The organism is Paenibacillus sp. KS1, from assembly GCF_001680695.1.
Classification (GTDB): Bacteria; Bacillota; Bacilli; order Paenibacillales; family Paenibacillaceae; genus Paenibacillus_B; species Paenibacillus_B suaedae.
In genome coordinates, this window is record NZ_MAIS01000094.1 from 1 (window position 1) to 23817 (window position 23817).

The 23817-nt window shown below is 47.9% G+C and carries 25 protein-coding genes; 6 read left to right on the forward strand and 19 right to left on the reverse strand.

Annotated elements, in window-relative coordinates:
- Positions 1–6: 6 nt before the first annotated feature.
- Positions 7–867: a TrmH family RNA methyltransferase gene (locus tag BBG47_RS23375; RefSeq protein WP_094183209.1), complete on the reverse strand. Its 861-nt coding sequence runs from the start codon at positions 865–867 to the stop codon at positions 7–9.
- Positions 864–1532, reverse strand: coding sequence for a potassium channel family protein (locus BBG47_RS23380; RefSeq protein WP_021254279.1), 669 nt, complete (start codon positions 1530–1532; stop codon positions 864–866). Before BBG47_RS23380 ends, BBG47_RS23375 begins: the two co-directional genes overlap by 4 nt.
- 158 nt (positions 1533–1690) lie before the next feature.
- Here BBG47_RS23380 and sspI point away from each other — a divergent pair, with 158 nt between their 5' ends.
- From sspI to BBG47_RS23395, 3 genes are all read left to right on the forward strand, one after another.
- Complete coding sequence (gene sspI / locus BBG47_RS23385) at positions 1691–1918, forward strand: small acid-soluble spore protein SspI (protein ID WP_028533687.1); 228 nt, start codon at positions 1691–1693, stop codon at positions 1916–1918.
- A gap of 185 nt (positions 1919–2103) precedes the next feature.
- Positions 2104–3180: a MerR family transcriptional regulator gene (locus BBG47_RS23390; RefSeq protein ID WP_065293726.1), complete on the forward strand. Its 1077-nt coding sequence runs from the start codon at positions 2104–2106 to the stop codon at positions 3178–3180.
- Between the two features lie 5 nt (positions 3181–3185).
- Positions 3186–4061 carry a class I SAM-dependent methyltransferase gene (locus BBG47_RS23395; RefSeq protein WP_065293727.1) on the forward strand — a complete coding sequence of 292 codons (876 nt, stop codon included), beginning with the start codon at positions 3186–3188 and terminating at the stop codon, positions 4059–4061.
- A 29-nt stretch (positions 4062–4090) separates the two neighbouring features.
- Here the strand turns inward: BBG47_RS23395 and BBG47_RS23400 are convergent, their stop codons facing one another.
- The 9 genes from BBG47_RS23400 to BBG47_RS23440 all read right to left on the reverse strand — a co-directional run bounded on the left by BBG47_RS23400 (position 4091) and on the right by BBG47_RS23440 (position 14817).
- Entirely contained in the window at positions 4091–5677 is a 1587-nt protein-coding gene (locus BBG47_RS23400; RefSeq protein ID WP_021254283.1) for a peptide chain release factor 3, read from the reverse strand.
- Positions 5678–5920: 243 nt separating this feature from the next.
- On the reverse strand, positions 5921–6376 hold the full coding sequence (locus BBG47_RS23405; protein ID WP_065293728.1) for a hypothetical protein: 456 nt from the start codon (positions 6374–6376) through the stop codon (positions 5921–5923).
- Between the two features lie 126 nt (positions 6377–6502).
- A complete protein-coding gene (locus BBG47_RS23410; protein WP_065293729.1) occupies positions 6503–7492 on the reverse strand; it encodes an ABC transporter ATP-binding protein in 990 nt (329 codons plus the stop codon).
- Positions 7485–8498: an ABC transporter ATP-binding protein gene (locus BBG47_RS23415; protein WP_036667646.1), complete on the reverse strand. Its 1014-nt coding sequence runs from the start codon at positions 8496–8498 to the stop codon at positions 7485–7487. Before BBG47_RS23415 ends, BBG47_RS23410 begins: the two co-directional genes overlap by 8 nt.
- Positions 8499–8616: 118 nt before the next feature.
- The gene (locus BBG47_RS23420) at positions 8617–9462 is read right to left on the reverse strand and encodes an ABC transporter permease (RefSeq protein ID WP_021254287.1); all 846 of its coding nucleotides are present in this window, start codon (positions 9460–9462) and stop codon (positions 8617–8619) included.
- A gap of 5 nt (positions 9463–9467) precedes the next feature.
- Positions 9468–10418 (reverse strand): ABC transporter permease, encoded by a 951-nt coding sequence (locus tag BBG47_RS23425; RefSeq protein ID WP_065293730.1) that lies wholly within the window; start codon positions 10416–10418, stop codon positions 9468–9470.
- Between the two features lie 80 nt (positions 10419–10498).
- The gene (locus BBG47_RS23430) at positions 10499–12097 is read right to left on the reverse strand and encodes an ABC transporter substrate-binding protein (protein ID WP_065293731.1); all 1599 of its coding nucleotides are present in this window, start codon (positions 12095–12097) and stop codon (positions 10499–10501) included.
- A gap of 242 nt (positions 12098–12339) precedes the next feature.
- On the reverse strand, positions 12340–13884 hold the full coding sequence (gene zwf / locus BBG47_RS23435; protein ID WP_065293732.1) for a glucose-6-phosphate dehydrogenase: 1545 nt from the start codon (positions 13882–13884) through the stop codon (positions 12340–12342).
- A 159-nt stretch (positions 13885–14043) separates the two neighbouring features.
- Complete coding sequence (locus BBG47_RS23440) at positions 14044–14817, reverse strand: YwmB family TATA-box binding protein (RefSeq protein WP_065293733.1); 774 nt, start codon at positions 14815–14817, stop codon at positions 14044–14046.
- A gap of 142 nt (positions 14818–14959) precedes the next feature.
- Between BBG47_RS23440 and BBG47_RS23445 the strand changes: the two genes are divergently transcribed.
- Entirely contained in the window at positions 14960–15316 is a 357-nt protein-coding gene (locus BBG47_RS23445; protein ID WP_065293734.1) for a hypothetical protein, read from the forward strand.
- 74 nt (positions 15317–15390) lie between these two features.
- Here the strand turns inward: BBG47_RS23445 and BBG47_RS23450 are convergent, their stop codons facing one another.
- The 7 genes from BBG47_RS23450 to BBG47_RS23480 all read right to left on the reverse strand — a co-directional run bounded on the left by BBG47_RS23450 (position 15391) and on the right by BBG47_RS23480 (position 20154).
- Complete coding sequence (locus BBG47_RS23450) at positions 15391–16035, reverse strand: response regulator transcription factor (protein ID WP_174807476.1); 645 nt, start codon at positions 16033–16035, stop codon at positions 15391–15393.
- Entirely contained in the window at positions 16019–17122 is a 1104-nt protein-coding gene (locus BBG47_RS23455) for a sensor histidine kinase (RefSeq protein ID WP_021254294.1), read from the reverse strand. Before BBG47_RS23455 ends, BBG47_RS23450 begins: the two co-directional genes overlap by 17 nt.
- A gap of 35 nt (positions 17123–17157) precedes the next feature.
- The gene (gene liaF, locus BBG47_RS23460) at positions 17158–17808 is read right to left on the reverse strand and encodes a cell wall-active antibiotics response protein LiaF (protein WP_065293735.1); all 651 of its coding nucleotides are present in this window, start codon (positions 17806–17808) and stop codon (positions 17158–17160) included.
- A gap of 109 nt (positions 17809–17917) precedes the next feature.
- Positions 17918–18607 (reverse strand): PspA/IM30 family protein, encoded by a 690-nt coding sequence (locus BBG47_RS23465; RefSeq protein ID WP_021254296.1) that lies wholly within the window; start codon positions 18605–18607, stop codon positions 17918–17920.
- Between the two features lies 1 nt (position 18608).
- The gene (locus tag BBG47_RS23470; RefSeq protein ID WP_065293736.1) at positions 18609–19109 is read right to left on the reverse strand and encodes a PspC domain-containing protein; all 501 of its coding nucleotides are present in this window, start codon (positions 19107–19109) and stop codon (positions 18609–18611) included.
- Between the two features lie 8 nt (positions 19110–19117).
- Positions 19118–19792 carry a PspA/IM30 family protein gene (locus tag BBG47_RS23475; RefSeq protein ID WP_021254298.1) on the reverse strand — a complete coding sequence of 225 codons (675 nt, stop codon included), beginning with the start codon at positions 19790–19792 and terminating at the stop codon, positions 19118–19120.
- 53 nt (positions 19793–19845) lie between these two features.
- Positions 19846–20154 (reverse strand): LiaF transmembrane domain-containing protein, encoded by a 309-nt coding sequence (locus tag BBG47_RS23480; RefSeq protein WP_021254299.1) that lies wholly within the window; start codon positions 20152–20154, stop codon positions 19846–19848.
- 259 nt (positions 20155–20413) lie between these two features.
- Between BBG47_RS23480 and BBG47_RS23485 the strand changes: the two genes are divergently transcribed.
- Together BBG47_RS23485 and BBG47_RS23490 are read left to right on the forward strand one after the other, a co-directional pair.
- Positions 20414–20953, forward strand: a complete 540-nt coding sequence (locus tag BBG47_RS23485; RefSeq protein ID WP_065293737.1) for an NfeD family membrane protein — start codon at positions 20414–20416, stop codon at positions 20951–20953.
- A 117-nt stretch (positions 20954–21070) separates the two neighbouring features.
- Positions 21071–22609, forward strand: coding sequence for a flotillin lipid rafts scaffold protein FloT (locus tag BBG47_RS23490; RefSeq protein ID WP_065293738.1), 1539 nt, complete (start codon positions 21071–21073; stop codon positions 22607–22609).
- 92 nt (positions 22610–22701) lie between these two features.
- Here BBG47_RS23490 and BBG47_RS23495 read toward each other — a convergent pair whose 3' ends face one another.
- A complete protein-coding gene (locus tag BBG47_RS23495) occupies positions 22702–23274 on the reverse strand; it encodes a glycosyltransferase (protein WP_083189554.1) in 573 nt (190 codons plus the stop codon).
- Between the last annotated feature and the right edge of the window lie 543 nt (positions 23275–23817).

Sequence of the window (23817 nt, forward strand, 5' to 3'; positions counted from 1 at the left end):
ACTTATTTAGGGTCGTGGACAGGAATTATTGTTGTTTGAAAAATGACGCTGTCTCATTGCCTCATAGAGCAGCACTGTAGTAGCCATGGCGACGTTCAGCGATTCCGCCTGCCCTCGCATTGGGATAATGATCGTATCATCCACGAGCGATTGCACGCTCTGAGAGACGCCTTGCCCCTCATTGCCTACGACAAGCCATGTCGCAGGGCGATAGTCATAGCTATAGCAGGAATGCGTTGCCTGCAGGCTCGTGCTGGCTAGTCGAACTCCACGTGCTTGCGCAGCAGGAAGCAGCTCAGCTAAATCCCCCTCTACAACCGGCAAGTGGAATAGCGAACCCATCGTCGAACGAATCGTCTTCGCATTGTAGAGATCAACGGTTCCTTTGCCAATGACGACACCATCTGCGCCAACTGCATCTGCGGTACGGATAATCGTCCCTAGGTTGCCAGGATCCTGTACGCCATCCACAACAACAACGAGCGAGTTCGGTGATGCCAGCAAGCTGTCTACCGATGCAGCAGGCTTATGGACAATAGCGAAGACAGGCTGCGGGGTCTCGGTATCACTGCATTTGCGTATGATCGCATCCGTCACTGCAATCCACTCCGTGCCTGGAGCACGACCAGAGGATGATAGTCCCCCCTCTTCTTGCAAGTGGAATGGCTCCAACTCCTGCGGTATTCCGCTGTTCATGTCATACGCCACGACATCCACCTGCATATCAGAGCGCAGTGCCTCCAGTACGAGATGGATGCCTTCCACGATGAACAAGCCTTCACGGTTGCGGTGCTTCCGTTCTTTTAGCTGTACCCAGCTCTTTACTTTATTATTCTGTATCGATGTAATGCTCAATGGTTCTCTCATGATTCCGAAAATGCCAGCTCCATCGTATTCAAATGTTCGTTCTGCCCAATAATGACAAGCACGTCTCCTTCTTTAATGCGATCTTCTGCATATGGAGAAATGTTAGTCTTGCCGTTGTTCTTAATTGCCATAACGTTGCATCCATACCTCGCGCGGATATCAAGTTCCTTCAAGTTCTTGCCGATCATAAGCGGCGTCGCACGAATCTCTACAATACTGTGGTCATCAGACAACTCGATGTAATCCAAAATATTCGGCGAAATCAGGTTGTGCGCAACGCGCATCCCCATATCACGTTCAGGGAATACGACCTTGTCAGCACCAATTTTGCTTAATACCTTGCCGTGCAGTTCATTCTGCGCCTTGGCAACGATCGTCGGCACACCTAGATCCTTCAGGATGAGCGTAGTCAGGATGCTTGCCTGTATATCTTGCCCGATGGCAACAACGACTACGTCAAAGTTGCGGACACCAAGCGCTTTCAGCGCTTCTTCATCCGTACATTCTGCGGACACCGCATGCGTAACCATATTCGCTACATCCTGAATTTTCTGCTCGCTCGAATCAATCGCAAGCACTTCAAATCCCATTTTGCTTAAGCTGTTCGCTATACTTGTGCCAAATCGGCCCATACCGATAATGGCAAATTGTTTTTTGGCAGCCATAGGTTCACCTTCCCCATTTTCCGACAACATTCTATACCCTTCATTATAGCATGCCCATCTACGTAGGTGAAACGCGAATCCCTTCCTTGAATGACTGTCCTCATCTCAGGGAATGTTATAGCATGAAGCAAGCACACGCGAAGGAAGGAGGACTGCCTGTGGCCGTCACATTGAATTTGCGTCAAGCCATTGTGCAAAAGGTAAAAAACAAGCCCGATGAAGATATCGTAGATATGATTGAGGGCTCCATCGATTACGATGAACGCGCATTGCCTGGATTGGGTGTGCTGTTCGAAATGATCTGGAAGGCGAGCAGCAGCGAGGCTCGTCAGCAGCTTATCGACACTCTTCAGAGCAAACTGCAAGACGAACAAGCTGGCAAATAATCATCAAATCTACATTGCCCGCATCCACGAAATGCAATTATGCATATCCACATTACAATGACGCAGAACCCATTACCCTTGAATAGAGGGATAACGGTTCTGCGTCTTTTTTTACATATCGCTTTACATTGACGCTGCGTCAAACTATACAATGAAAGCATAACCAAGCAAGGAGCCGATGCCCCATGAAAATTCAAGAAGCTGCAGAGCAGCTTGGGATGACAACGAGAGCAATACGCTTCTATGAGCAGAAAGGTCTACTGCCTCCGCTCGCCAAAGAACAGAATGGCTATCGCGTATTCAATGAAACGGATATAAACCGGCTGCGGACAATAGGCGCACTGCGGGAGATGAATTTGTCAGTCGAGCAAATTCGCTGCTGTATTGATGATGCAGCTCAAGGGAATATGGCGTCTGTCCATCCCTTTTTATTAGAAAAGCGGCAAGAGCTAGCCCTGCAATATACCGAGCTGAAGCGGCTCCTCGGCCAAATTGACAAGCTGCTTAACGGCTATGATTCCGATCAAGCGAATCAAGGAGAGATGATGATGAACGATTTACATGCCATTGGCGAACAATCACGACGCTACCAGAAGCTGCGCAGTGATTGGAGCGACCGCTGGAATTTTGACAAGCAGGCAGGACAATATGATCACGCTGTAGCGAACGGTACGGGGCCATTGGATGTCCACGCCGATTATGAGGCCATTCTTGACAGGGTATGTCTTGAGGCGATTCAGGAGTCAAAGACCGGAGAAAGAGGACTTGAAATTGGGATTGGTACGGGCAATCTGGCTGGCCGCTGCTTGCGCCTGGGGGCAGATATGACCGGCATTGATCAGTCAAACGCGATGCTCGAGCGATGTCGGGAGAAATGGCCGAATATTCGGCTGCTGCAAGGCAACATGCTGGCTTTGCCGTTAGCGGATGAAGCATTTGACTTCATAATATCAACCTACGCTCTTCACCATGTAACCGATGATCAGAAAGAAATCGCCCTTGCCGAGATGACCCGGTTACTCCATCCTGATGGACGCATTGTAATCGCAGACCTAATGTTCCGGGATGAGGCGCATCGCGCTACCTTTATTAACGAGCTGACAGCTGCAGGGGACGTGCAGGGGATTGAAGCACTTCACGACGAATATTTCGCCGATCGTTCCAGATTGATTTCATGGTTAGAGCAGCAAGGTTTCAAGGTAAAGGCGGAACAGTTGAATCATTTAATGCACATGCTGACGATTTCCAAAGAGAGGGTGTAAGAGCCGTGACAATCGAATCAGCGCAGGATGGTACCGCCCAACCCCGAGATCGCAAAGTGACACTTGTATCTCAATCGGATGAAACCAAGCAAGCGAACACGAAAATGAAACCGGATCATGACACCGTCTACGCCCAGCAGGCTGCCGATTATGACCGTATGATCCAGTACGAAGATATCGAGCAGGAATGGCGGCACTCTGTACAGCAGGTGCTCAATAAGCGGCATTATGAGCGGATTATCGAAATTGGTGCAGGAACCGGAAGATTTACTCGAGTTGTATTAGCTGACATGTCCAACAGAGATTGGCAATCTGGTTCCTATGTAGCCTGTGACGCATCTGAAGCGATGCTAGAGCAGCTAAAGCACAATATATGGCTTGATGTATCCTTGGGACGAATAAGCGCCCCTACAGCCGCTAAGCTGTCCACACATGAAGCATTGCACCACAAGCTTCCGCTTGCTGATCATTCTGCTGATCTCATTCTAGCAGGCTGGACAATCTGTTATGGTGCCTGTGAAGGGAATACAAGTGAAGAACAGAGCAGTTTACTAGCTCGCATCATGCACGAGCTGAGACGCATATTGCGTCCCGGTGGATGTATCGCGATTTGGGAGACACTTGGAACGGGGGTAGCCGTCCCCGAAGTTCCCCCTGGATTGCGGACGTACATTCGAGACTTAGAAGAACGTTACGGGTTCGAGCGCACGGAATTAAGCACGCATTTCCGCTTCCCTTCGATGGAGGAGGCCAAGCAGATTACAAGCTGGTTTTTCGGTTCCGCCGCCTGCGAGTTCCTCACGCTAGAAACAGATGGCAGTGTCGTACTGCCCTCCTATACAGGCCTGTGGGTCTGGGATAATGACAAAGCCCGCCAATAATCTGGCGGGCTTCTTGTCGTCTATTTTCCTTAAGGAGCTGTCTCCATAAACTTCAAATCCGGCATTTTGTCCATAGCTGTACGCATCGCATACTCGTTCTCAAACAATGCGACAAAATTGCCGTTCTTGTCCTTCACGAGCTGTGAATTGATACGGAACTTCGTTGGATCAATATCCTTCGGATTGCCTGTTACCCATCTTGCGAACTGGTACGTTAGACGCTGCATCATCACATCAACGCCGTACTCCGCCTTCATCCGATATTCGAATACCTCGAATTGGAGCTGACCTACTACGCCCAATATCGTCTCATCAAATACGCCTGCGGAATGGAATACTTGAATTGTACCTTCCTCAGTCAACTGATCGACGCCTTTTTGATACTGCTTATGCTTCAATGCATTCTTAACCGTCACCCGGGCGAAAATCTCAGGAGAGAAGGTTGGCAGTTCATCGAACACCACTTCTCCACCTTGACTCAAGCTGTCTCCAATCCGGAAAATGCCTGGGTCGAACAGTCCGATAATATCGCCTGGGAATGCCTCCTGTACGATATCCCGATCCTGGGCAAGGAATTGCTGTGGCTGCGCAAGCTTAATCTCCTTGCCTGCCCGTACATGCTTAACGGACATCCCGCGCTCGAATTTGCCGGAGCAAATGCGCAAGAAGGCAATGCGATCCCGATGGGCAGGGTTCATATTTGCTTGAATTTTGAAAATATAGCCCGTAAACTTCTCGTTCGTTGGCTCAATCGGCCCTTCCGTCGATTGGCGCTGAGCTGGCTTCGGAGCAAGCTGAAGAAAGTTATCCAAGAATGTCTGCACGCCGAAATTGTTGACCGCACTTCCGAAGAAGACGGGGGTCAATTCGCCGCGCTTTACCTTCTCATAATCGAACTCGTCTCCCGCTACGTCTAACAATTCCAACTCTTCACACAATTGATCATGCAAATAGTCCCCTGCAATTTGGCGAATGGCCGGATCGTTGTAATCCTCAACCTTCTTCACACTAATCTTCGTGTTATCATCCTGGAACAGCTCGACTTGATTCTTCATGCGATCATATACACCGCATAGACCGCGCCCCATACCAATCGGCCAGTTCATTGGCACAGATCGAATTCCGAGCACCTGCTCGATCTCTTCCATCAATTCGAACGGACTGCGACCTTCACGGTCGAGCTTGTTGATGAACGTAAAGATCGGAATACCACGCTTCGCACATACTTGGAACAGCTTAATGGTCTGTGCCTCGACACCCTTCGCAACGTCGATCAACATGACAGCAGCATCCGCAGCTGTCAATGTGCGATACGTATCTTCACTGAAATCTTGGTGACCTGGTGTATCCAAGATATTAACCCGATGTCCATTATAATCAAATTGCATTACCGATGACGTAACCGAGATACCACGCTGCTTCTCGATTTCCATCCAGTCACTCGTTGCATGCTTGCTCGCTTTACGAGCTTTGACCGTACCTGCGAGACGGATGGCGCCACCGAACAGGAGCAGCTTTTCTGTCAATGTCGTCTTACCGGCGTCTGGGTGAGAAATAATCGCAAAGGTACGACGCTTCTCTACCTCTTGCGCTAATTGTTCGGATAATTTACTCATATCGTTAGCCCTCTCATCACAAAATCACGTAAGTCCTATTGTAACACAAAATAAGTAATCCTATAAATGGGTAACGAGAACAACCTTCGAAGAATATGAAATATTTCCACATTCTCGACCCAGCATCATCATCCGATATCCCCTACATTGGATACTCATACATTCCCAACTAAAAAAATCATCCACCCTCTCATCGAGAGAATGGACGATTCCGATTATATCACAATACGTATTATTAACTACTTATGATTGCTCAAGCAGAGCACGGACAACCAGTGTTACCGTACCCGCTCCATCCGCAGCGGATCCTTCAACTAATGTCCAGTTCAAGGCCAATGAAGAGCGAATTACTTCGACATCAGCTGCACTCAGCTTCAATCCTGAAATACGACCCATTTCCTTGGTATAATGCTCTCCCTCTTGCACATCGAAGCGCTCTTGCAGCCATATCGACAGACCATTATTCGTGTTAAATGTCATCCGATATCCCTCTGCAATTGCTTGAGCAAGCGGCTCATCATGTTCGTTCGCATAGGATACGAAGTCATCATACGTATACCACTCTTCATTAATCGTAATGAGTTCGCTAACATCTCCTGTGCGTGCTGCATGCAACAGCCGCTCTTCGGTAATGCCCTTACGACGAGCGCGTTCTATCATAATCGCGGTACTTTGCGATACCCGAGTCTCTGTAGACATCTATTCCACTCTCCTCACAATTGTGCATTGGCATAGATTAACAAATATCTAGCATTATATCATACTAGCTATAGGAACCTAAGCCTCTCTCGTAATTGCTATACGAGCTTAAATTAATAGCATCACTTACACTTGACCATCATTCAAATGGCAAGCCGCATAATGCCCAGAGGAGATTTCCCGCCACTTCGGCTCCTCCTGACGGCAGCGTTCCGTGGCAAAGGGACAACGCGATGCGAACTTGCACCCTTGCATATCTGCGAGCGGACTTGGCAAATCTCCCTGAAGCATCGAGATCGCTGAACCAGCCTGCTTCGGATCCGGTACAGGAATTGCGGAGAGCAGCGCCTGCGTATAGGGGTGTGCAGGATGGTTGTACAACTCATCGCTAGGAGCGACCTCGACCAGCTTGCCCAAGTACATCACGCCGATCCGATCCGAAATATGTCTTACCATGGATAGGTCATGCGCGATGAACAGATAAGTCAACCCGTACTCTTCCTGCAAGTCCTCCAGCATATTCACCACTTGGGCTTGTACGGATACGTCAAGCGCCGAGATTGGCTCATCGCACAAGATGAACTCAGGCCGTACCGACAGTGCGCGCGCAATACTGATCCGTTGACGCTGACCGCCGCTGAACTCATGCGGATAACGCTCCGCATGCTCTGGCTTCAGTCCTACCTTCTCCAGCAGAGACAATACCATATTACGCTGATCCTTCCGGTTCACGACGCCATGGATCGCCATCGGTTCACTAATGAGTTGAGTCACGTTCATGCTTGGATTCAACGAAGAATAGGGGTCCTGGAATATCGTCTGCATTCGCTTGCGGAACGGCTTTAGCTGCTTCTCGTTCATTGTCGCGATGTTTTGACCGTCGAACAGAACTTCGCCATCCGTTACATCATATAGTCTTACAATCGAACGTCCTGTCGTTGACTTCCCGCAGCCTGATTCTCCGACAAGTCCGAACGTCTCCCCTTTATGAATTTGGAAACTGACATCATCTACTGCTTTCAATACTTTCTGTGGACGGCCGAGCAGTGATTTGGAGGCTGGGAAGTACTTTTTTAGTCCACGCACGTCTAGCAAAATTTCTTTTTGGTTACTCATTTGACAGCCCCCTCTCCAATCGTTCCAGACGCTGCTCTTCTTCTTCATGCACAAGCCAGCATAGCGAACGATGGCCTGGATCGGTCGTAACAACCGGAGGCATTTGTCTGCACTTGTCCATCGCAGAAGGGCAGCGCTCCATAAATGGGCAGCCTTCCGGCGGATGTAGCAGGTTCGGCGGCGTTCCCTCAATCGTAGCGAGACGCTCGCGTGTTCCTGTCGATACTTTCGGAATCGAGCGAAGCAATCCCTTCGTGTATGGGTGACGAGGACGCTCGAAGATATCCTCAACCGTGCCTTCTTCCATAATCAACCCGCCATACATGACGATAACCCTCGTACACACTTGCGCTACAACGCCCAAGTCATGCGTAATGAGTAGAATGGCGGTTCGCGTCGTATCCCGGAGCTCCTTCATCAATCCCAGAATCTGTGCCTGAATCGTGACGTCGAGCGCAGTGGTCGGCTCATCTGCAATAAGCAGCTCGGGCTGGCAGGAGAGCGCCATTGCGATCATGGCCCGCTGACGCATCCCACCGCTGAATTCATGCGGGTACTGATCGATGCGCTGCTCGGGCGAAGGAATACCAACCTGACGCAGCAGTTCGATTGCCCTCTTTCGTGCTTCCGTCTTCGACAGCTTCTGATGACGCTGCAATACCTCTACGATCTGTGCGCCTACCTTAACTACCGGATTTAGCGACGTCATCGGATCTTGGAAAATCATCGCAATCCGATTACCCCGAATGCGCCGCAATTCCTTTTCTGACATATCTAATAGGTTATCTCCGTGGAACAGCACTTGACCGCTCTTAATCTGTCCCGGATGTTGTATTAATCCAATGAGAGACTTCGCTGTCACGCTCTTGCCGCTGCCCGATTCACCGACGATGCCGATGACTTCGCCTTCATGAACATCGAAGCTGACGCCCCGGACAGACTGCACTTCTCCGTCGCGTGTATGGAACGAAGTTCTCAGTTGTTGAACGGATAGCAGTTCATTCATAAGTCTCACTCCGTTGTATAGTATCGTTAGCCCTGCATCTGTATCGTTAGACGATCCAACTATCTGCTCTCTACAGTGCACACACTGCATCCTAGAACCTAACCCAGCTTATAATGGACTAACGTTGATTCGCTTTTGGTTCAAAGGCAACACGCAGCACATCGCCTAGGAAGTTGAACGACAGCACTGTAACCAAGATAAGCAATCCAGGGAACAAAGCCATATAAGGCGCCTCCCCGATATATCCTTGTGCGCTGTTCAACATACTTCCCCATGACGCATTCGGCGGCTGTACCCCGAGTCCAAGGAAGCTTAGTGACGACTCCATCATAATTGCCCCTGCAATATTGATCGTCGCCGTAACAATAATCGTAGGCATAATATTCGGAATGATATGCTTCCAAATGATGCCGAACGTGCTCTGGCCTGATACTCGCGCATACAGGACATATTCCCGCTCCTTGACGGACAATGTCTCCGCACGCACAATTCGGGATATGTTCATCCAGCTAAGCAGGCCGATGATCAGCACGATCGTGGTAATCCCTGGCTTCAAGTAAGCATTCAGTATAAGCATTAAGAAGAAGGATGGTATCGACATTAAAATATCAACGATACGCATCAACGTATTATCAATCCAGCCGCCAAAATAACCACTAATTGTACCTACAGCTGTTCCTACCAGCACTGCGATAAACATCGACAAAAATCCGACACTAAGTGAAATACGTCCGCCATACAATGCCCGTGCGAACACATCGCGCCCTTGGTCATCTGTACCGAACCAATGAGATGCGCTTGGGGACTGAAGTGTCTCCGTCACGACCATCTTGTCGGGATCATGCGGGCTCAAAAATGCCAAGGTGGAAGCGATAATGAGAACCGCGAGTAGAATCAATGCTACCAGAGCCAGCTTCTGTTCTTTCAATTGTGTAGCGATATTTCGCCATATCATTCGGTTCATCTGACTCACCCCGTTGTCTTAATTCGTGGATCTACTACGCCGTACAGCAGGTCAGCAACCAAGTTCCCGACAACCAGCATAACGGAAGAGATCATCGTAATGCCCATGATGACAGGGTAATCCAGCTGAAATACCGAAGTAATCCCGAGTGCCCCCATCCCTGGCCATGAGAATACCGATTCCGTAATGAATGCTCCGGCAATCAGTTCAGGGAAGGACATACCGAGAATTGTAATGACAGGCAGCAGAACATTTTTCAGCACATGACGGCGCAATACCGTGCCGCGAGTAGCTCCGTAAGCGTACTGAATTTGAACGTAGTCCTCTTCCAGCTGACTTATCGTATGCGAACGAATGTAACGCATATAGACCGATACATTCATGAAAGTCAGTACCGTACAAGGCAGAATTCCGTGCTTCAAAATATCAAGTGCGGAATCTACCCCGATTGTTCGCATCCCCATACTTGGGAGCAAGTTTAATTTCAACGCAAAAATATAAATCAGCATAATGCCAAACCAGAAGCTCGGGATCGAGATTCCGATATAAGACAGCAAGCTAAGGCCGCGGTCACTAAGACGATTTTTACGTGACGCAGCGTACATGCTAAGTGGTACCGAAATGAGAAGTGAGATCAACATAGCGGATCCCATAAGGCCAATCGTCGCAGGCAGCCGTTCTAAAATGAGCTCCGTCACCGGCCGATGGCTCATCAGTGAATAACCTAAATCTCCTGAAAATACATTTTTAAGCCAGTTCCAATACTGCACAATAATCGGTTCCGTCAATCCAAGGTCATGACGGATTCGCTCTACATCCTCCGCGTTCATGTTCGGTGTGACGAACGAAAGCACCGGGTCTCCCGGTGCTAGTTTAATGAGCGCGAATGATACGATTGAAATAAACCAGAGCAGTGGAACGGCTTGCAGAACGCGTCGCAAGATGTATTTCTGCAATTCAATTCCCTCCGTGCAGACGCTAGCCCTTGCTGGCGCCTGTATTCTGGATGTTTATGTTCGATATCAAATTATCGTGCTTAGTTCAGATAAAGTTTGGACAAATCTTCGAACATGAAGACCGGCTTCGCAACCGCTTCATCAAGACCGCCATAACGTTTGTCTACCGCGATGATCGCTTTGTCGTTTGCAATCGGATATACAACCGCCTCGCTGGCAATCGTTTGTTGAATTTGCTTGTACAGTTCGCCACGCTTCATGCTGTCCATCTCTACAGCAGCTTGTTCCCACAGTTTATCGAGTTCTGGGTTGTTGTAATGGCCGTAGTTGTACAGTTGATTGCTCAAGTAGAGCGATTTGTACGAATCCGGTTCAGTTCCCATTACATAGCCATTGAAGGACAAATCGAATTTCGTGTTGTTCGGATCAAGCGACATATTGGAGAATGTGCCGGATTCAAGCGGCAGCAATTCCACTTCAATACCTACTTCTTTCAGCTTTTGTTGAATGTAGAGTGCTTGGCTCGTTTGAATCTTGCTTGCATTCGAGTATGCAAGCTTCAGCTTCAAGTTGCTTACGCCAGCCTGCTTAAGCAATTCTTTGGCTTTCTCCGCATTGTAGTCATACTTCTCAACATCTGCTGTGTAATACGTTGTATCTGGTGTGAAGATGGACGCCGCTGGGTCTGCAAACTCTGCAGAGCCATAAGCTAGCGGAATCAGTTCTTGCTTGTTAATTGCATAGGAAATCGCTTGGCGAACTTCCTTCTTCTTCATCGCATCGATGTTCATATTGAACACCAGATAGTTCAAGCGGCCTTCAGGGTATACAACCATGTTCAGCTTGCCGCTTGTATTCAACTTGTTGTAATCCGCTGGTTCAACCTTGCGCATATTCAATTCACCGTTCTGCAATGCCAAGTTCGCTGCATTCGGATCTTTCGCAATGCGGTAGATGACTTGATCCAGATGACCCTTGCCTGCGAAATAATTATCGAAGCGCTCCAATGTTACATATTCGCCTGGGCGATATTCTTTGAACTTATAAGCGCCAGAACCAATTGGAGCTGCATTCTTCGTGCTCTTCTCAATATCAGCTTCGCCTTCGAAGATATGCTTCGGAATCGGCTTGAACGAAGCAAAGATTCCTTCAAAGGAAGCAGATGGCTGTGGAAGAACCAAATCGACAGTTACGTCATCCACTTTCTTCGCTTGCAGCGGCTTGCCATTGAAGATGTAGGATTCACGATCCGTGCTGTGCTGCTTCTCATCCAAGATGCTGTTGATTGTGAAGACAACATCATCTGCTGTAAGCGGCTTGCCGTCATGCCATGTCAATCCTTTGCGAAGCTTCAGCGTGTACGTCAAGAAATCCTTCGATGGAGTAATGCTCTCCGCGAGTACGAATTTCTTCTTGCCTCCGTCTTCCACCGTATACAACGGTGCATACAAGGTTTGATTTATCGTCAACGTAACACGGTCATTCGAATACAATGGGTTCAATACACGAGGATCCTCTTGTACTGCAATAATAATATTGCCTCCATCCTTCGGTTGGCCTGTCCCTTCCGCCGTAGAAGACGTTGAATCCTTCGCAGGAGTAGAATTGTTACCGCACGCACTCACCACAAGGACGATAAGTGTGAGCAGCCCGATAATCCATAATTTGTTGCGTTTCATGTTGATTCCTCCCGATAGATGGTTAACAAGACTATGGAATCTAGTATAACTATATTTTTTTCAGAAGACAATAGTTTTTCCGAGCTTTTTGATAGGGATTAAAATCATCCTGTTTTCACAGTCACGAGATCGACACATGAAAAGACGAAGCAGCCATTCGCTATAAACTGCCTTCAACCTTCAACCAAAAAAGCTGTGCCCCTGTAGAGGGCACAGCTGATTATCAATCTATGGGAAACGAATTACTTCGTCCAGACAACTTCACTTTCTTCCTGTCCATTAACAGGCCACCAGTGGAAGCCATCCTCTTGTAGAAGCTTGTCTGCTTGCTCAGGGCCCCAAGAGCCTGCCGGATAAGCGAACAGATCTTCGTTAGATTTCTTCCATGCTTTCGCGATATTATCAACGAATGACCATGCAGTAGCCACCTCGTCCCAACGCGTGAAGTACGTGGAGTCGCCGCGAGCAGCATCGAAAATCAGTCGCTCATACGCTTCTGGCGTATTGATGCCGACCATGCAGCTTTGGCAGAAGTCCATCGCAAGCGGTTGAATGCCGCCTTCCGCTCCAGGCTTCTTACCATTAAGCTTCACGTAGATGCCTTCCATCGGATTTACGCGGATAACGAGCAAGTTCGGCTCCAGCTTATGCTTCTGTCCGAGGTATACATTCGTAGGCATGTTCTTGAATTCAACCACAACTTCTGTCGTCTTCACTGGCAGACGCTTGCCTGTCCGAATGTAGAACGGTACTCCCGCCCAGCGGAAGTTGTCAACGAATACACGTGCTGCAAAATATGTCTCCGTTACAGATGCAGGATTCACCTTATCTTCCTCACGATAGCCAGGAAGCTCCTTGCCATTCATCGAGCCTGCGGAATATTGTCCACGCACGACATTGCGGTGAACATCCTCTTGCTCTGGGTATTGGCGCAAGGAACGAAGCACCTTCACCTTCTCATCGCGGATATCTTCCGGATGCAGGCGGCTAGGCGGCTCCATTGCAATCATCGTGAGCATTTGCAGCATATGGTTCTGCGCCATATCGCGCAAAGCACCTGCATGATCGTAATAGCCTCCACGCTCTTCAACCCCAACTGTCTCAGACAGGGAAATTTGAATATTCGCGATATGCTTGTTGTTCCAGAGCGGCTCGAAGAATGCATTCGCAAATCGAAGAACTTCAATGTTCTGTACCATTTCTTTGCCCAAGTAATGGTCGATACGGTACACTTCTTCTTCTTTGAATACTTGACGAATTTCTTCGTTCAGCTTCTCTGCTGACGGTAGATCGTAACCGAACGGCTTCTCAATTACGAGGCGGTGCCAGCCCTCGCTCTCCAGCATTCCGCCATCACGGAGATTGTGCGATACACTGCCGAACAATTCCGGAGCCAGTGCCAAATAGAACAAACGGTTTCCTGGAATATCGTACTCGCGTTCGATATGCTCGGACTGCTCACGCAGTTCGCGGAAGCCGTCTACATTGTTAATATCTAACGGCTTGTACTCAAAATGCTTAGCAAACCGGTTCCATTCCTCATCATTCTGAACCGGGTAACGGCAAAATTCGTCGATAGACGCACGCACATCCTGACGGAATTCTTCATGCGTACGAGCACGGCGGGCTAGTCCGATAACTGCGAAGCGTTCTCCTAGCTTGCCTTCGCGATATAGACTATATATAGCCGGGAACAATTTGCGGCGAGCTAAGTCGCCAGTAGCACCGAATATATAGAATACGGCGCCTTCTGCCAATTGGGATTCATGATTTTGCATCACAGTCATCTCTCTCCATCATCCTTACACTCGTTTATAGATCTGATATAGTTCCTATTTCGGATGTGATGCCATTTTAGCATACTTAACGTATAGATTCCATTCTTTCCTTGACGTCAAGTATAATTCTCATTGCCTTGCCCAGCTGCAATTCTCAATCCATTCTCATTAATATTCACCGGCAATCAGCGGTGTACCGAAAGATATGCGAGTTTCTCCCTTGTCCCTGTTTTCATGAACAGCAAGCTGCAAATTTGCATTTCCATGCTTCATTTGCACACCTGAACCCATATAGTCCGTCTGATAAGATACACTGATTGTACGCTCATCCTCATAGCGGTCAAGCGGTTCTGCTTGTCCCCATTCCCGCAACGATCGCTCAGCCCTCTCGAAGCTGTCCTTCAGCGATTGGCTCGCTACTGTCTGAACGGTCGCCGTCCATTCTGCCCCGTAATGAGATGACAGCTTCTTCATCAGTTGTTCCCCTTCTGCAGCTGACTGAGTCATACCGGTTCTGGCTGATCCCTGTATGGATATCGTATAGTATACGCGCCCATTCTCTTCTTGAAACCACAGAATCGCTGCCTCTATCGAATCCGATATATAAATTCCGCGATACGCCTCCTTGCCTTGTTCTTCCTTGCGTATCAGGTGCGCAGTGATTCCTGCATCCTTCTGCCACTGTTCGAGGTTCTTCTCCTTGCTGCCATTAGCTGCATAATTCCCTTGAATTAGCACCGTAGTCTGGAATTTCCCGGATCCGACCAATTCAGCAAGCACCCACAGCATGTTCACCCGTTTCACAAGATCAAGCTTATCGACCGATTCCCGACTCCCAGCCAACTGCCATCGATCATTGCTTCCGATGAGTGCAATGGCACCGCATAATGCTAACAACACCAATCCTACTGCCGCAACGGCAGAACGGCGTACTGCATGCATCCTTCCATCACCTTACCTTATCGAAGTGTAGCACCTCTTAGAATTAGGCGGGCTGATTCTAGGTGTATGACCATACCTAGCATTCGTTCATGGAATAGACTACTGACATATACATTCAACCAAGAATGGAGGCTGACCAACCGTGGTTCCCGTTCCGATAGACGAGACATTCATTCGATTGCTGTGTGGCCGCCCGGTCTGTGTTGTGATGCAGAATGGAGATCAATATATAGGACGGCTTACCTCTTGTGAGGGAGGGAAAGTGATATTGAACGGCGATATTGTTACTACCTCGCACGCTTCTGCTGCATCCGTTGAACCTTCCCCAGTTAAGAAGCACAGAGGGAAAAAGAAAAACAGATCGCTTCAAGTTGCTGACACTTCAAATCAAGTATATACAAGCGCATTCGATCCATATAGAGCCAGTCCCTTCTTCCCTGGTGGACGCCTCGCTCTTGATTTGGGTCTGGTTTCCTTATTTTTTCTGCTTTTTATCTAGAATTCCTGCATCCTCTTCTCAGTTCATTCGAAAAAAACCCGAACACTCTCCTAGGAAAGCGCTCGGGTTCTCGGCTATTCAGCCAATCCGTTCTTATAAGCGTAAATCGCTGCCTGCGTGCGATCCTCCACACCAAGCTTCGCCAATATATTCGTAACATGGAATTTAACCGTCTTAATCCCAATAAACAGATCATCCGCGATATCCTGATTGGATTTCCCCTGCGCTAATAAACGAAGTACGTCCATCTCACGCTCTGTCAATTGTTCATGCGCCGCAGTTGGCTGTGCTGGCTGGCGGAATCGATTCATCATCTTGGAGGCTACCTGGGACTCAAGCACAGATTGGCCTCTTGCAGCCGCCCGGATGGCTTCAGCAATCTCTGTAGCTCGGGACGTCTTCAGCAAATAACTGAATGCTCCAGCTTCAATGACAGGATACATCTTTTCATCATCCAAATAACTTGTAAGTACGATCACTTTGCAGTCAGGATACAACTGCAGCAGCTTGCGGGTTGTCTCTATACCATCCATACCATCCATCACAAGATCCATAAGCACAACATCAGGCTTATACTCTTGGGCAAGACGTATTCCGTCCATCCCGTTGCTTGCTTCCCCTACGACCTCAATGCCTTCTTCTGTATTCAGTACTGCAGCAAGGCCGATGCGAACCATTTCATGGTCATCTACCAACAATACTTTAATAGGATTGTCCATCATCGATGTTTCCATCTCCATCGTTCAACTCTTCCTCCTTCAGACCAGGCTCTTCTCTCATGACAGGCACTCGAATTTCGATCCGGGTTCCTTTGTCAGGTGCGGTAATGAACTGAATGGAGCCACCCACTTCATTTACCCGCTCTTGCATCGTACGAAGGCCATAGCTTGCTTGCTTCTTATCGTCCCAATCAAATCCTATCCCATTATCACGAAGGAGTAAACGAACGAAATCCCCTCGATTTTGCAGTTTGATCTCCATCCGTGATGCCTTCGAGTGCCGCAGTGTATTCGACAACGCCTCCTGAACAATCCGGAACAGATGATTCTCAACGCCCTTCACTAATCCAATATGATCATCCATCTCGCAATGGATTTCAATTGGAATTTTGGACTGAAGCTCGCGGATCAGCTCCGCCAAGCCTTGAGTCAAGCCTTTTCCCTCCAAATGTACAGGCCGCAAATGAAGCAGCAGCGCTCGCATCTCAGACTGGGCAACGGAAGCCATTTCTTCAATCAGCTCCACCTGCCGCACCGCTCGATCAAAATCAACATCCAGTGTTCTCCGTACAGCGGTAGCTGTCATTGATATTGCAAATAACTGCTGGCTTACCGCATCATGCAACTCCCGCGCCAAGCGTTGCCGCTCTTCTATAATCGCAGATATCCGAGCCTGCTCTGCCAATTGCGCATTATTCGTGGACAAGCGCTGCATCGAAGTCACTTGTTCTTCCCAACGCTTGCTTACTCGCTCCAATTGTTCAGCTAGCTGGCCGATCTCGTCATCGCCGAGATCCGGCATCGGCCGCGATAGATTCCCCTTCTCCAAGAGCAGCATCGATTCGCGCAGCAATTCCACCCGACGCTTCATTCGATAACCTTGGTAGAACGCAAATATCGACGTAATGATTGCAACGACAAACAACACCGATAATGTCGCCTTCACTCCGTCGATCCAAGTCTCAAATGGCTGCACATAACCATATGATTGCATCAAATAAATGATGACAAAGAATAGTATAATAGAAAGGAGAAGCGTCTCGCCCATTAATCGTACTACCATATTCACATGCTTTTTCGGTTCCATACCGGCCTCTGCATCTCCTTTCTCCGCTAACTGTCCTACATGTGCAACCTGACATCAATATCTCCTACAAGGTAAGAAATATGGAGTTTCACCTTTTGCTCCGTAAACTCGTAATTCGCCGATCGCCACGTCCACTTGTTCAAAAATCCGGTTTCTTTGTCGCGTCCCACATCAATTTGTCCAAATATGACCGTAGCTTCGATATATACACCAATGTCATCTGGAATCATAATGTCCATGTCACCTAATACACCTTGAAAGATGAGGGTGGTTTCCGGTTCTTCCAATATCGCTAAGGACAAATCAATATCACTTTCCCCAATGAAATGCCACATGCTCTGGCTATGCAAAATATACGGAACTCGATCCCACTTCAGGCTGGACGTAATATTCTGGCGCTTTTCGACATGATCATGTTTCTGGTCTTTGCGAGCACGCGAATAGAATATCCCTAACGATATCAAGATGATTCCGACGAATAGCATTAAATGTTCCAAAAGTAACAGTGTTCCGCCGATACCTAGCAAGGTGTACCCTACACGCAATTCTGCAGCACGAACTTTGCGTATGCCCAAATACAGCATTACAAGTGCGACAAACGTTACGAAACTAAGCCACTTGCCAATTAAAATGAGCAACCCGAAGACGATAAGAATATATGCAAGCAAACGGTTGTTTTTATTCATGTCGCACCTCCTGTCACAAATATTCGCGGATAGCACTTACGGCGATGCTAGCGCATCGCCGTAAGCTACCTATGTTAGCATATCACAACCTTGGACATCCCCCAAGGATTTATTGCTCCGTTTGACCCAATTTTTGCTTCAATGCTGCCAATTGCTCGTTTACCTTCATTTCCTTCTCTACATCTACTGGCGGCTGGTAATTGGATGAAGTGCCTGCATATCCGCCGTAAGGGACACGCATGACTTCAGCTTCTGCTTCCAATTGCATAATCTTCTCTTCCATGCGATGGAATCCGCGAGTTGCAGAACCTGATTCGATGGAATGGTTGCTTGTAATAGAAGACATCTGCTTGCGTGCCTTCGCCATTTGTGCACGTGCAGCCAATTCATTGCGTTTGTTGCGCAGCTTGTAGAATTCATCCTTCATCGAGCGCAGCTGATGCATTAACTCTTCCGCATGGCCCTGTGCTTGGGCATGCAAGTCGCTGTATTCAGCAACTTTTTGATCATAGTACAGTTTTTCTTCCAGGAACTTGCGTGCCATTTCCTCTTGGCCTGACTTCAATGCGCGTTCTGCCTGTGCTTCACGGTCAGCTGTAAAGCGAATAGCTTCATCATAACGATGCTTGATTTGGCGCTCACTTGCCATTTGCTTGGCAACTGTTACTTCCGCATCATGGATCTCTTCCTCCATGTCGCGCAGATATTGATTCAACATTACCACTGGATCTTCTACTTTATCCAACAACTCATGTACAGAAGCCTTAGTCATATCTTTAATACGTTTGAATACACCCATCTTATTTGTCCCCTCTCTCGTACTTCGCTACTTTTTGGCGAAGTTCTTCGATTTCTTTTTTCAATGCTTTTTTCTCAATATCCATCATCATCGAATCGATGGAAGAATCATTAGAAGATGCATAGTTCGCATCATAACTGTTGGTTTGCTTCACTCCTCCATATGTGGAGGAGCCGTATGGATTCGTCGGCCCTGCAGCTCGTGATCCGTTGTAATAGTTCGGATCATTGGAGTAGCCGCCTTGGTAACCTTGTTGGCCTTGATAGCCGCCTCCGTATGGGCCTGCACCATAACCGGTAGGTCCAAATGGCTGGTACGGCTCCTTAGGTACTACTAGTGATACTACAAAGTATACGGCGATAAGTGTGAACGCCGAGAAGAATACTCCGATTACAAACAAGACACGCAGCAGAGTGACATCGAATCCAAGCCATTCACCTAAGCCGCCGAGGAGACCGCATACTTTACGATCCCGTGTCGAACGGTACAACTTTCTGTTCATGGCTTACTTCACTCCTTTGCTGAATCTAATTTTTGTTTCAGGCGCTCCATTTCGCGCTTCAAAGCCATATCCCGTTCCGGGTTGATGTTGCCCATCGTTTGGCCGCTCATGCGGCGTACATCTTGAATGCCTTGCGTTTCCCATTCCATCCCGGACACTCGATCCTCTAATCTGCGGAACATGCTGTCCACTTGCCCCACACCGTATTGTCCGAAGCGCTCGTTCATTTGCTGCTGTAAGCGAACGGTCTGCATTCTAGCGATGTAATACTGGCGCTTGTCGTATACAGCTTGATATTCGCTCTTGAGCATATTCAATTGCTCTTCCAGCTCAAGAATCGCATCCTTGCTCTTTTCGTACAATTCTGAATACTGCTGCACCTTATCCTCATGCATCAGCTTCTCTTGCAATGCAATCTTGGCTGCGAATTCCTCACCCGCCTTTAAGGCCAGCATCGCTTGCTGCTCTCTGCGAGAACATAATTCTTGTGCTTGATTCATTTGATTTCTCATTTGATTCGCATGCATGACATATTGTTGATAGAGACGGTCTGCCTCATTAATATCATGGCGTGTACGCATCAGAAACTGGTCAATCAAGCGAACAGGATCTTCAACCTTATCCAACCGTTCATTCAATGTAGCCATCGTAATGTCGCGAACTCTTTTCAAAATACCACTCATTCAGCCTTACCCTCCTTGAACCGACTATTTGCAATTATTAATAATCACCTTTGTTAAAACGGATGGCTCTTGTTGCGCTTGCCTCCCAACATCGATATCCCGAAACCAATCAATCCTACGGCAACGATGATACCGATGATCCAGGACAACTTGCCAATCAACGATATCGCTCCGATAATGATGAAGATCCATCCGAAGAATGAATTCCCTGCCTTCACTCCATAGTAGCCAAGCGCAATCAGAATGAGAGGGAACAAGTAGCCAAACCAGCTGCCCAGATGAATCCCGAACTTGCTTAGTAATATGATTCCTCCCAGTGCGATCAGTACAAAAGCGAATGTGTTACCTTTGTTCGTTTGCATTCGGTTCGTCACCACCTTTCGTCGTGTCTTGCTTATGTCTTTATTTTAGGTGGAAATGCACTTGCCCAAAACAGGCCGGGGACGGTTTTTGATCCTAGACTCAAGTCGGGGGACCTGACCGACCTTTGATCGAGCCTATACTGGACTGGTCTGAAGTCGAAGTTGAAACAAAGTTCCGCCAATTACGTATATATTTCCATAACTACCCATTCGCTGCAGGCGTCACTTCCTTCAAGCGATGAGAAAGGAGCGCATCGTCATGCACACGTTATATTGGGGATTGCTGATATTCGGCGTTTTGTACGCCATCGTCTCACTTCTGATTGGAGAGGTGCTCAGCCATGTAGTCGATGGTTTAGTTGGCGACAGTCACCTTGCGGTACTTCAGCCAACCATACTCGTAAGCGGCTTAACCGCACTTGGCGCAGTCGGAGTCCTGCTTAGCCGTTATACAGCTTGGTCTTCTATAACCATTCTCCTCACCGCTCTTGCTGGTGCACTTGTAGTATCCATTGGTGTCTATTTTCTATATGTAAGGCCTATGGAGAATAGTGAGAACTCCATTGGATTCTCCATTACAGAACTTGCAGGCAAGGTTGGGGAGGTCAATGTTCCGATTCCGGCTGCTGGCTATGGAGAGGTCATTGTTCGAATCGGAGCTGGAGTAACGAATCAAATTGCAGCCTCCTTCGACAAAGAAGCCATTCCTTCCGGAACGACCATCGTCGTTGTTGAAGTAAAGGGAGATACGCTGTATGTATCCCCGCTCAACGAGGAAACACTCCGTCCAACCCATTAACATCATTGCTCTTCTGTTACAGGACTTAAATCCTACATTCTCACTTCGATTCGATTTATGGATTCATGTGTATTCAGGCATTGCCTATACAAATAAATATAGAGGGAGCTGTATCTCATGGAGTTTAGTGAAGCATTGATCATCCCATTAATCGTTATTGGCGTCATACTCGTACTTGGCCTTGCATTCTGGGCACGCTACAAGACCGTCAGCCCTGACGAAACAATGATCGTTACCGGTTCTTATCTGGGACGCAAGAACGTATCCACCGACGAATCCGGACGCAAAATGAAAATTGTCCGCGGCGGTGGTGCATTTATCCTGCCAATCTTCCAGCAATCACAATTTCTATCCCTACTCTCACACAAGCTTGATGTAACCACACCAGAAGTGTATACCGAACAAGGTGTACCCGTCATGACTGACGCTGTAGCGATCATTAAGGTAGGCGGTACTGTAGAAGATATTGCAACCGCTGCAGAGCAATTCCTTGGCAAGCCCACCGAAGCGCTGAAGAGTGAGGCTCAAGAAGTTCTCGAAGGTCATCTGCGCGCGATCCTTGGTTCCATGACCGTCGAGGAAGTATATCGCAACCGTGATCGATTTGCTCAGGAAGTACAGGGAGTTGCAGCTAAAGATCTAAAAAAGATGGGTCTGCAAATTGTATCCTTTACGATTAAAGACGTGCGAGATAAGCACGGATACTTAGATGCACTCGGCAAACCACGTATCGCAGCCGTTAAACGTGATGCAGACATTGCTGAGGCAGAAGCTGTTCGTGATGCCCGTATCCAAAAGGCCAAAGCGGAAGAAGCAGGAATGAAAGCCGAGTTGCTCAGAGATACGAACATTGCTGAAGCTTCCAAAGAAAAAGAATTAAAGGTTGCTGCTTTCAAAAAAGACCAAGATCTTGCTCGTGCGGAAGCAGACCAAGCATACTTCATTCAAGAAGCACGTTCCAAGCAAAGCGTTGTTGAGGAACAAATGCGTGTCGAAATTGTTCGCAAAGAACGTGAGATTGATCTGGAAGCCAAAGAAATTCTCCGTCGTGAGAAACAGTATGATGCAGAAGTGAAAAAGAAGGCCGATGCGGATCGCTATGCCGTTGTTCAATCTGCCGAAGCTGAGAAGTCACGCAAAGTACTGGAAGCGGATGCCCTGCAGTATCGTATCGAAGCCGAGGCCAAGGCCCTCGCTGAACAGAAACGCTTAGAAGGTCTGGCGATTGCCGATGCTGAACGTGCACGTGGTACGGCTGAAGCTGAAGTCATCCGCCTGCGTGGTCTAGCCGAAGCAGAAGCGAAAGAGAAGCTTGCTGAAGCGTTCGAGAAGTTCGGCGAAGCTGCTGTACTCGATATCGTCGTTAAGATGATGCCAGAACTCGCTGGCAAAGTCGCAGAGCCACTCAAGTCCATTGATAAGCTCACTGTCGTTGACACAGGCAATGGTGAAGGAGCAGCACGGGTAAGCAACTATGTCACACAACTCATGGCGACTGCTCCACAAATGTTAAAAGACGTATCCGGTCTGGATATTGAGAAAATGATTAAGCGATTTACCAATGGTCCTGAACAAATAAAGCAAATTACTAACCAAACGCTTGATCCATCGGGTGATCCAAGAGCAACGACTGAACTACTTCCTGAAAAACAATAATACGCTGCAAATACAAAACAGCCTTGCCATTCATACGAGTTATCTTTGTATGAACTGCAAGGCTCATTTTTTATTCATTTCCCACTAACCTTTTATGAAGATAAACGACAAGCGGTAAGATGCTTTTCGATGAAGTCCACTGTTCGCTCGACACCCTGTTCATTATTTACTTTGGATGCAATAACCCTTGCATTTTGTTTTAATTTCGGATCGTTCGTTAAGGAGACAATGCAATCAGCTAAGCTCTCTATCGACAAAGTCTTCTCATGAAGCGGCTTAACTGACACCCCTAATTCATACATACGTCTTGCCCAGAAAGGTTGATCGCCAGTAAAAGGGCAGATCGCCATCGGTTTACCCGTATGCAAGACAGCTGCTGTGGTGCCTGCTCCCCCGTGGTGAATCACGCCAGCCGTCCGAGGAAATAACCAGGCATGGGGAACTTCATCCATGCACAAAATATCTCCGTTAGAATCCAAGTTTTGCTTATATTCGCTCCAGCCTGTAACGATGATTCCCCTTTGTCCTGTCCGCTTTAATGCTTGCTTTATCATTTCGAACACTTGATCAGGTTGTTGTAAAGGCATGCTGCTAAAGCTAATTGCGATAGGCGGTGTACCTCCCGAGATAAAGGAAAGGATTCCAACGACTGTGATGGAACCCATTTGTCCAATTCAGGTGCTAACCAGTTTCCCGCCATGCATACTTTGTCTTTCCATTTTGGATCATACGGTACCACGGTGGGGCTGCATCCATACAAAACGGGAATGTCACGTCCGTCAATGCATAGATCATTCTTACTTATGCGTCGAGCTGGCAAGTGTAATGTTTCACGTCGCCACTTATTTAACATGCTCATAAACGATAACATCATCAATCGATTCAGTTGGTAGCTTATTCGTATTATTAGGTCAGCCAGAATTTCTGGTTGGCCTATTTTTGTAGGTGTATTAAGATGGCGGTAGCCGGGAGAACGTGCGGCTTTTAGGGGGAAAACCCCGGAATAAAAACTGTTCTCCCACCACCCCCAATGACCATGTTTGAGCTGGTTGGGACATTGAAGATCCCGTATCACATGCGAAGCTATGGGTTTGGAGCCATCGTGGGAGTGCCGGCGAGTATCATTAAGGAGGGTATTATGGAACCGGTAATAGGAATGGATGTATCAAAAGGAAGCAGTGTCATTCAAGCCTTTTTAGGGAGAAATG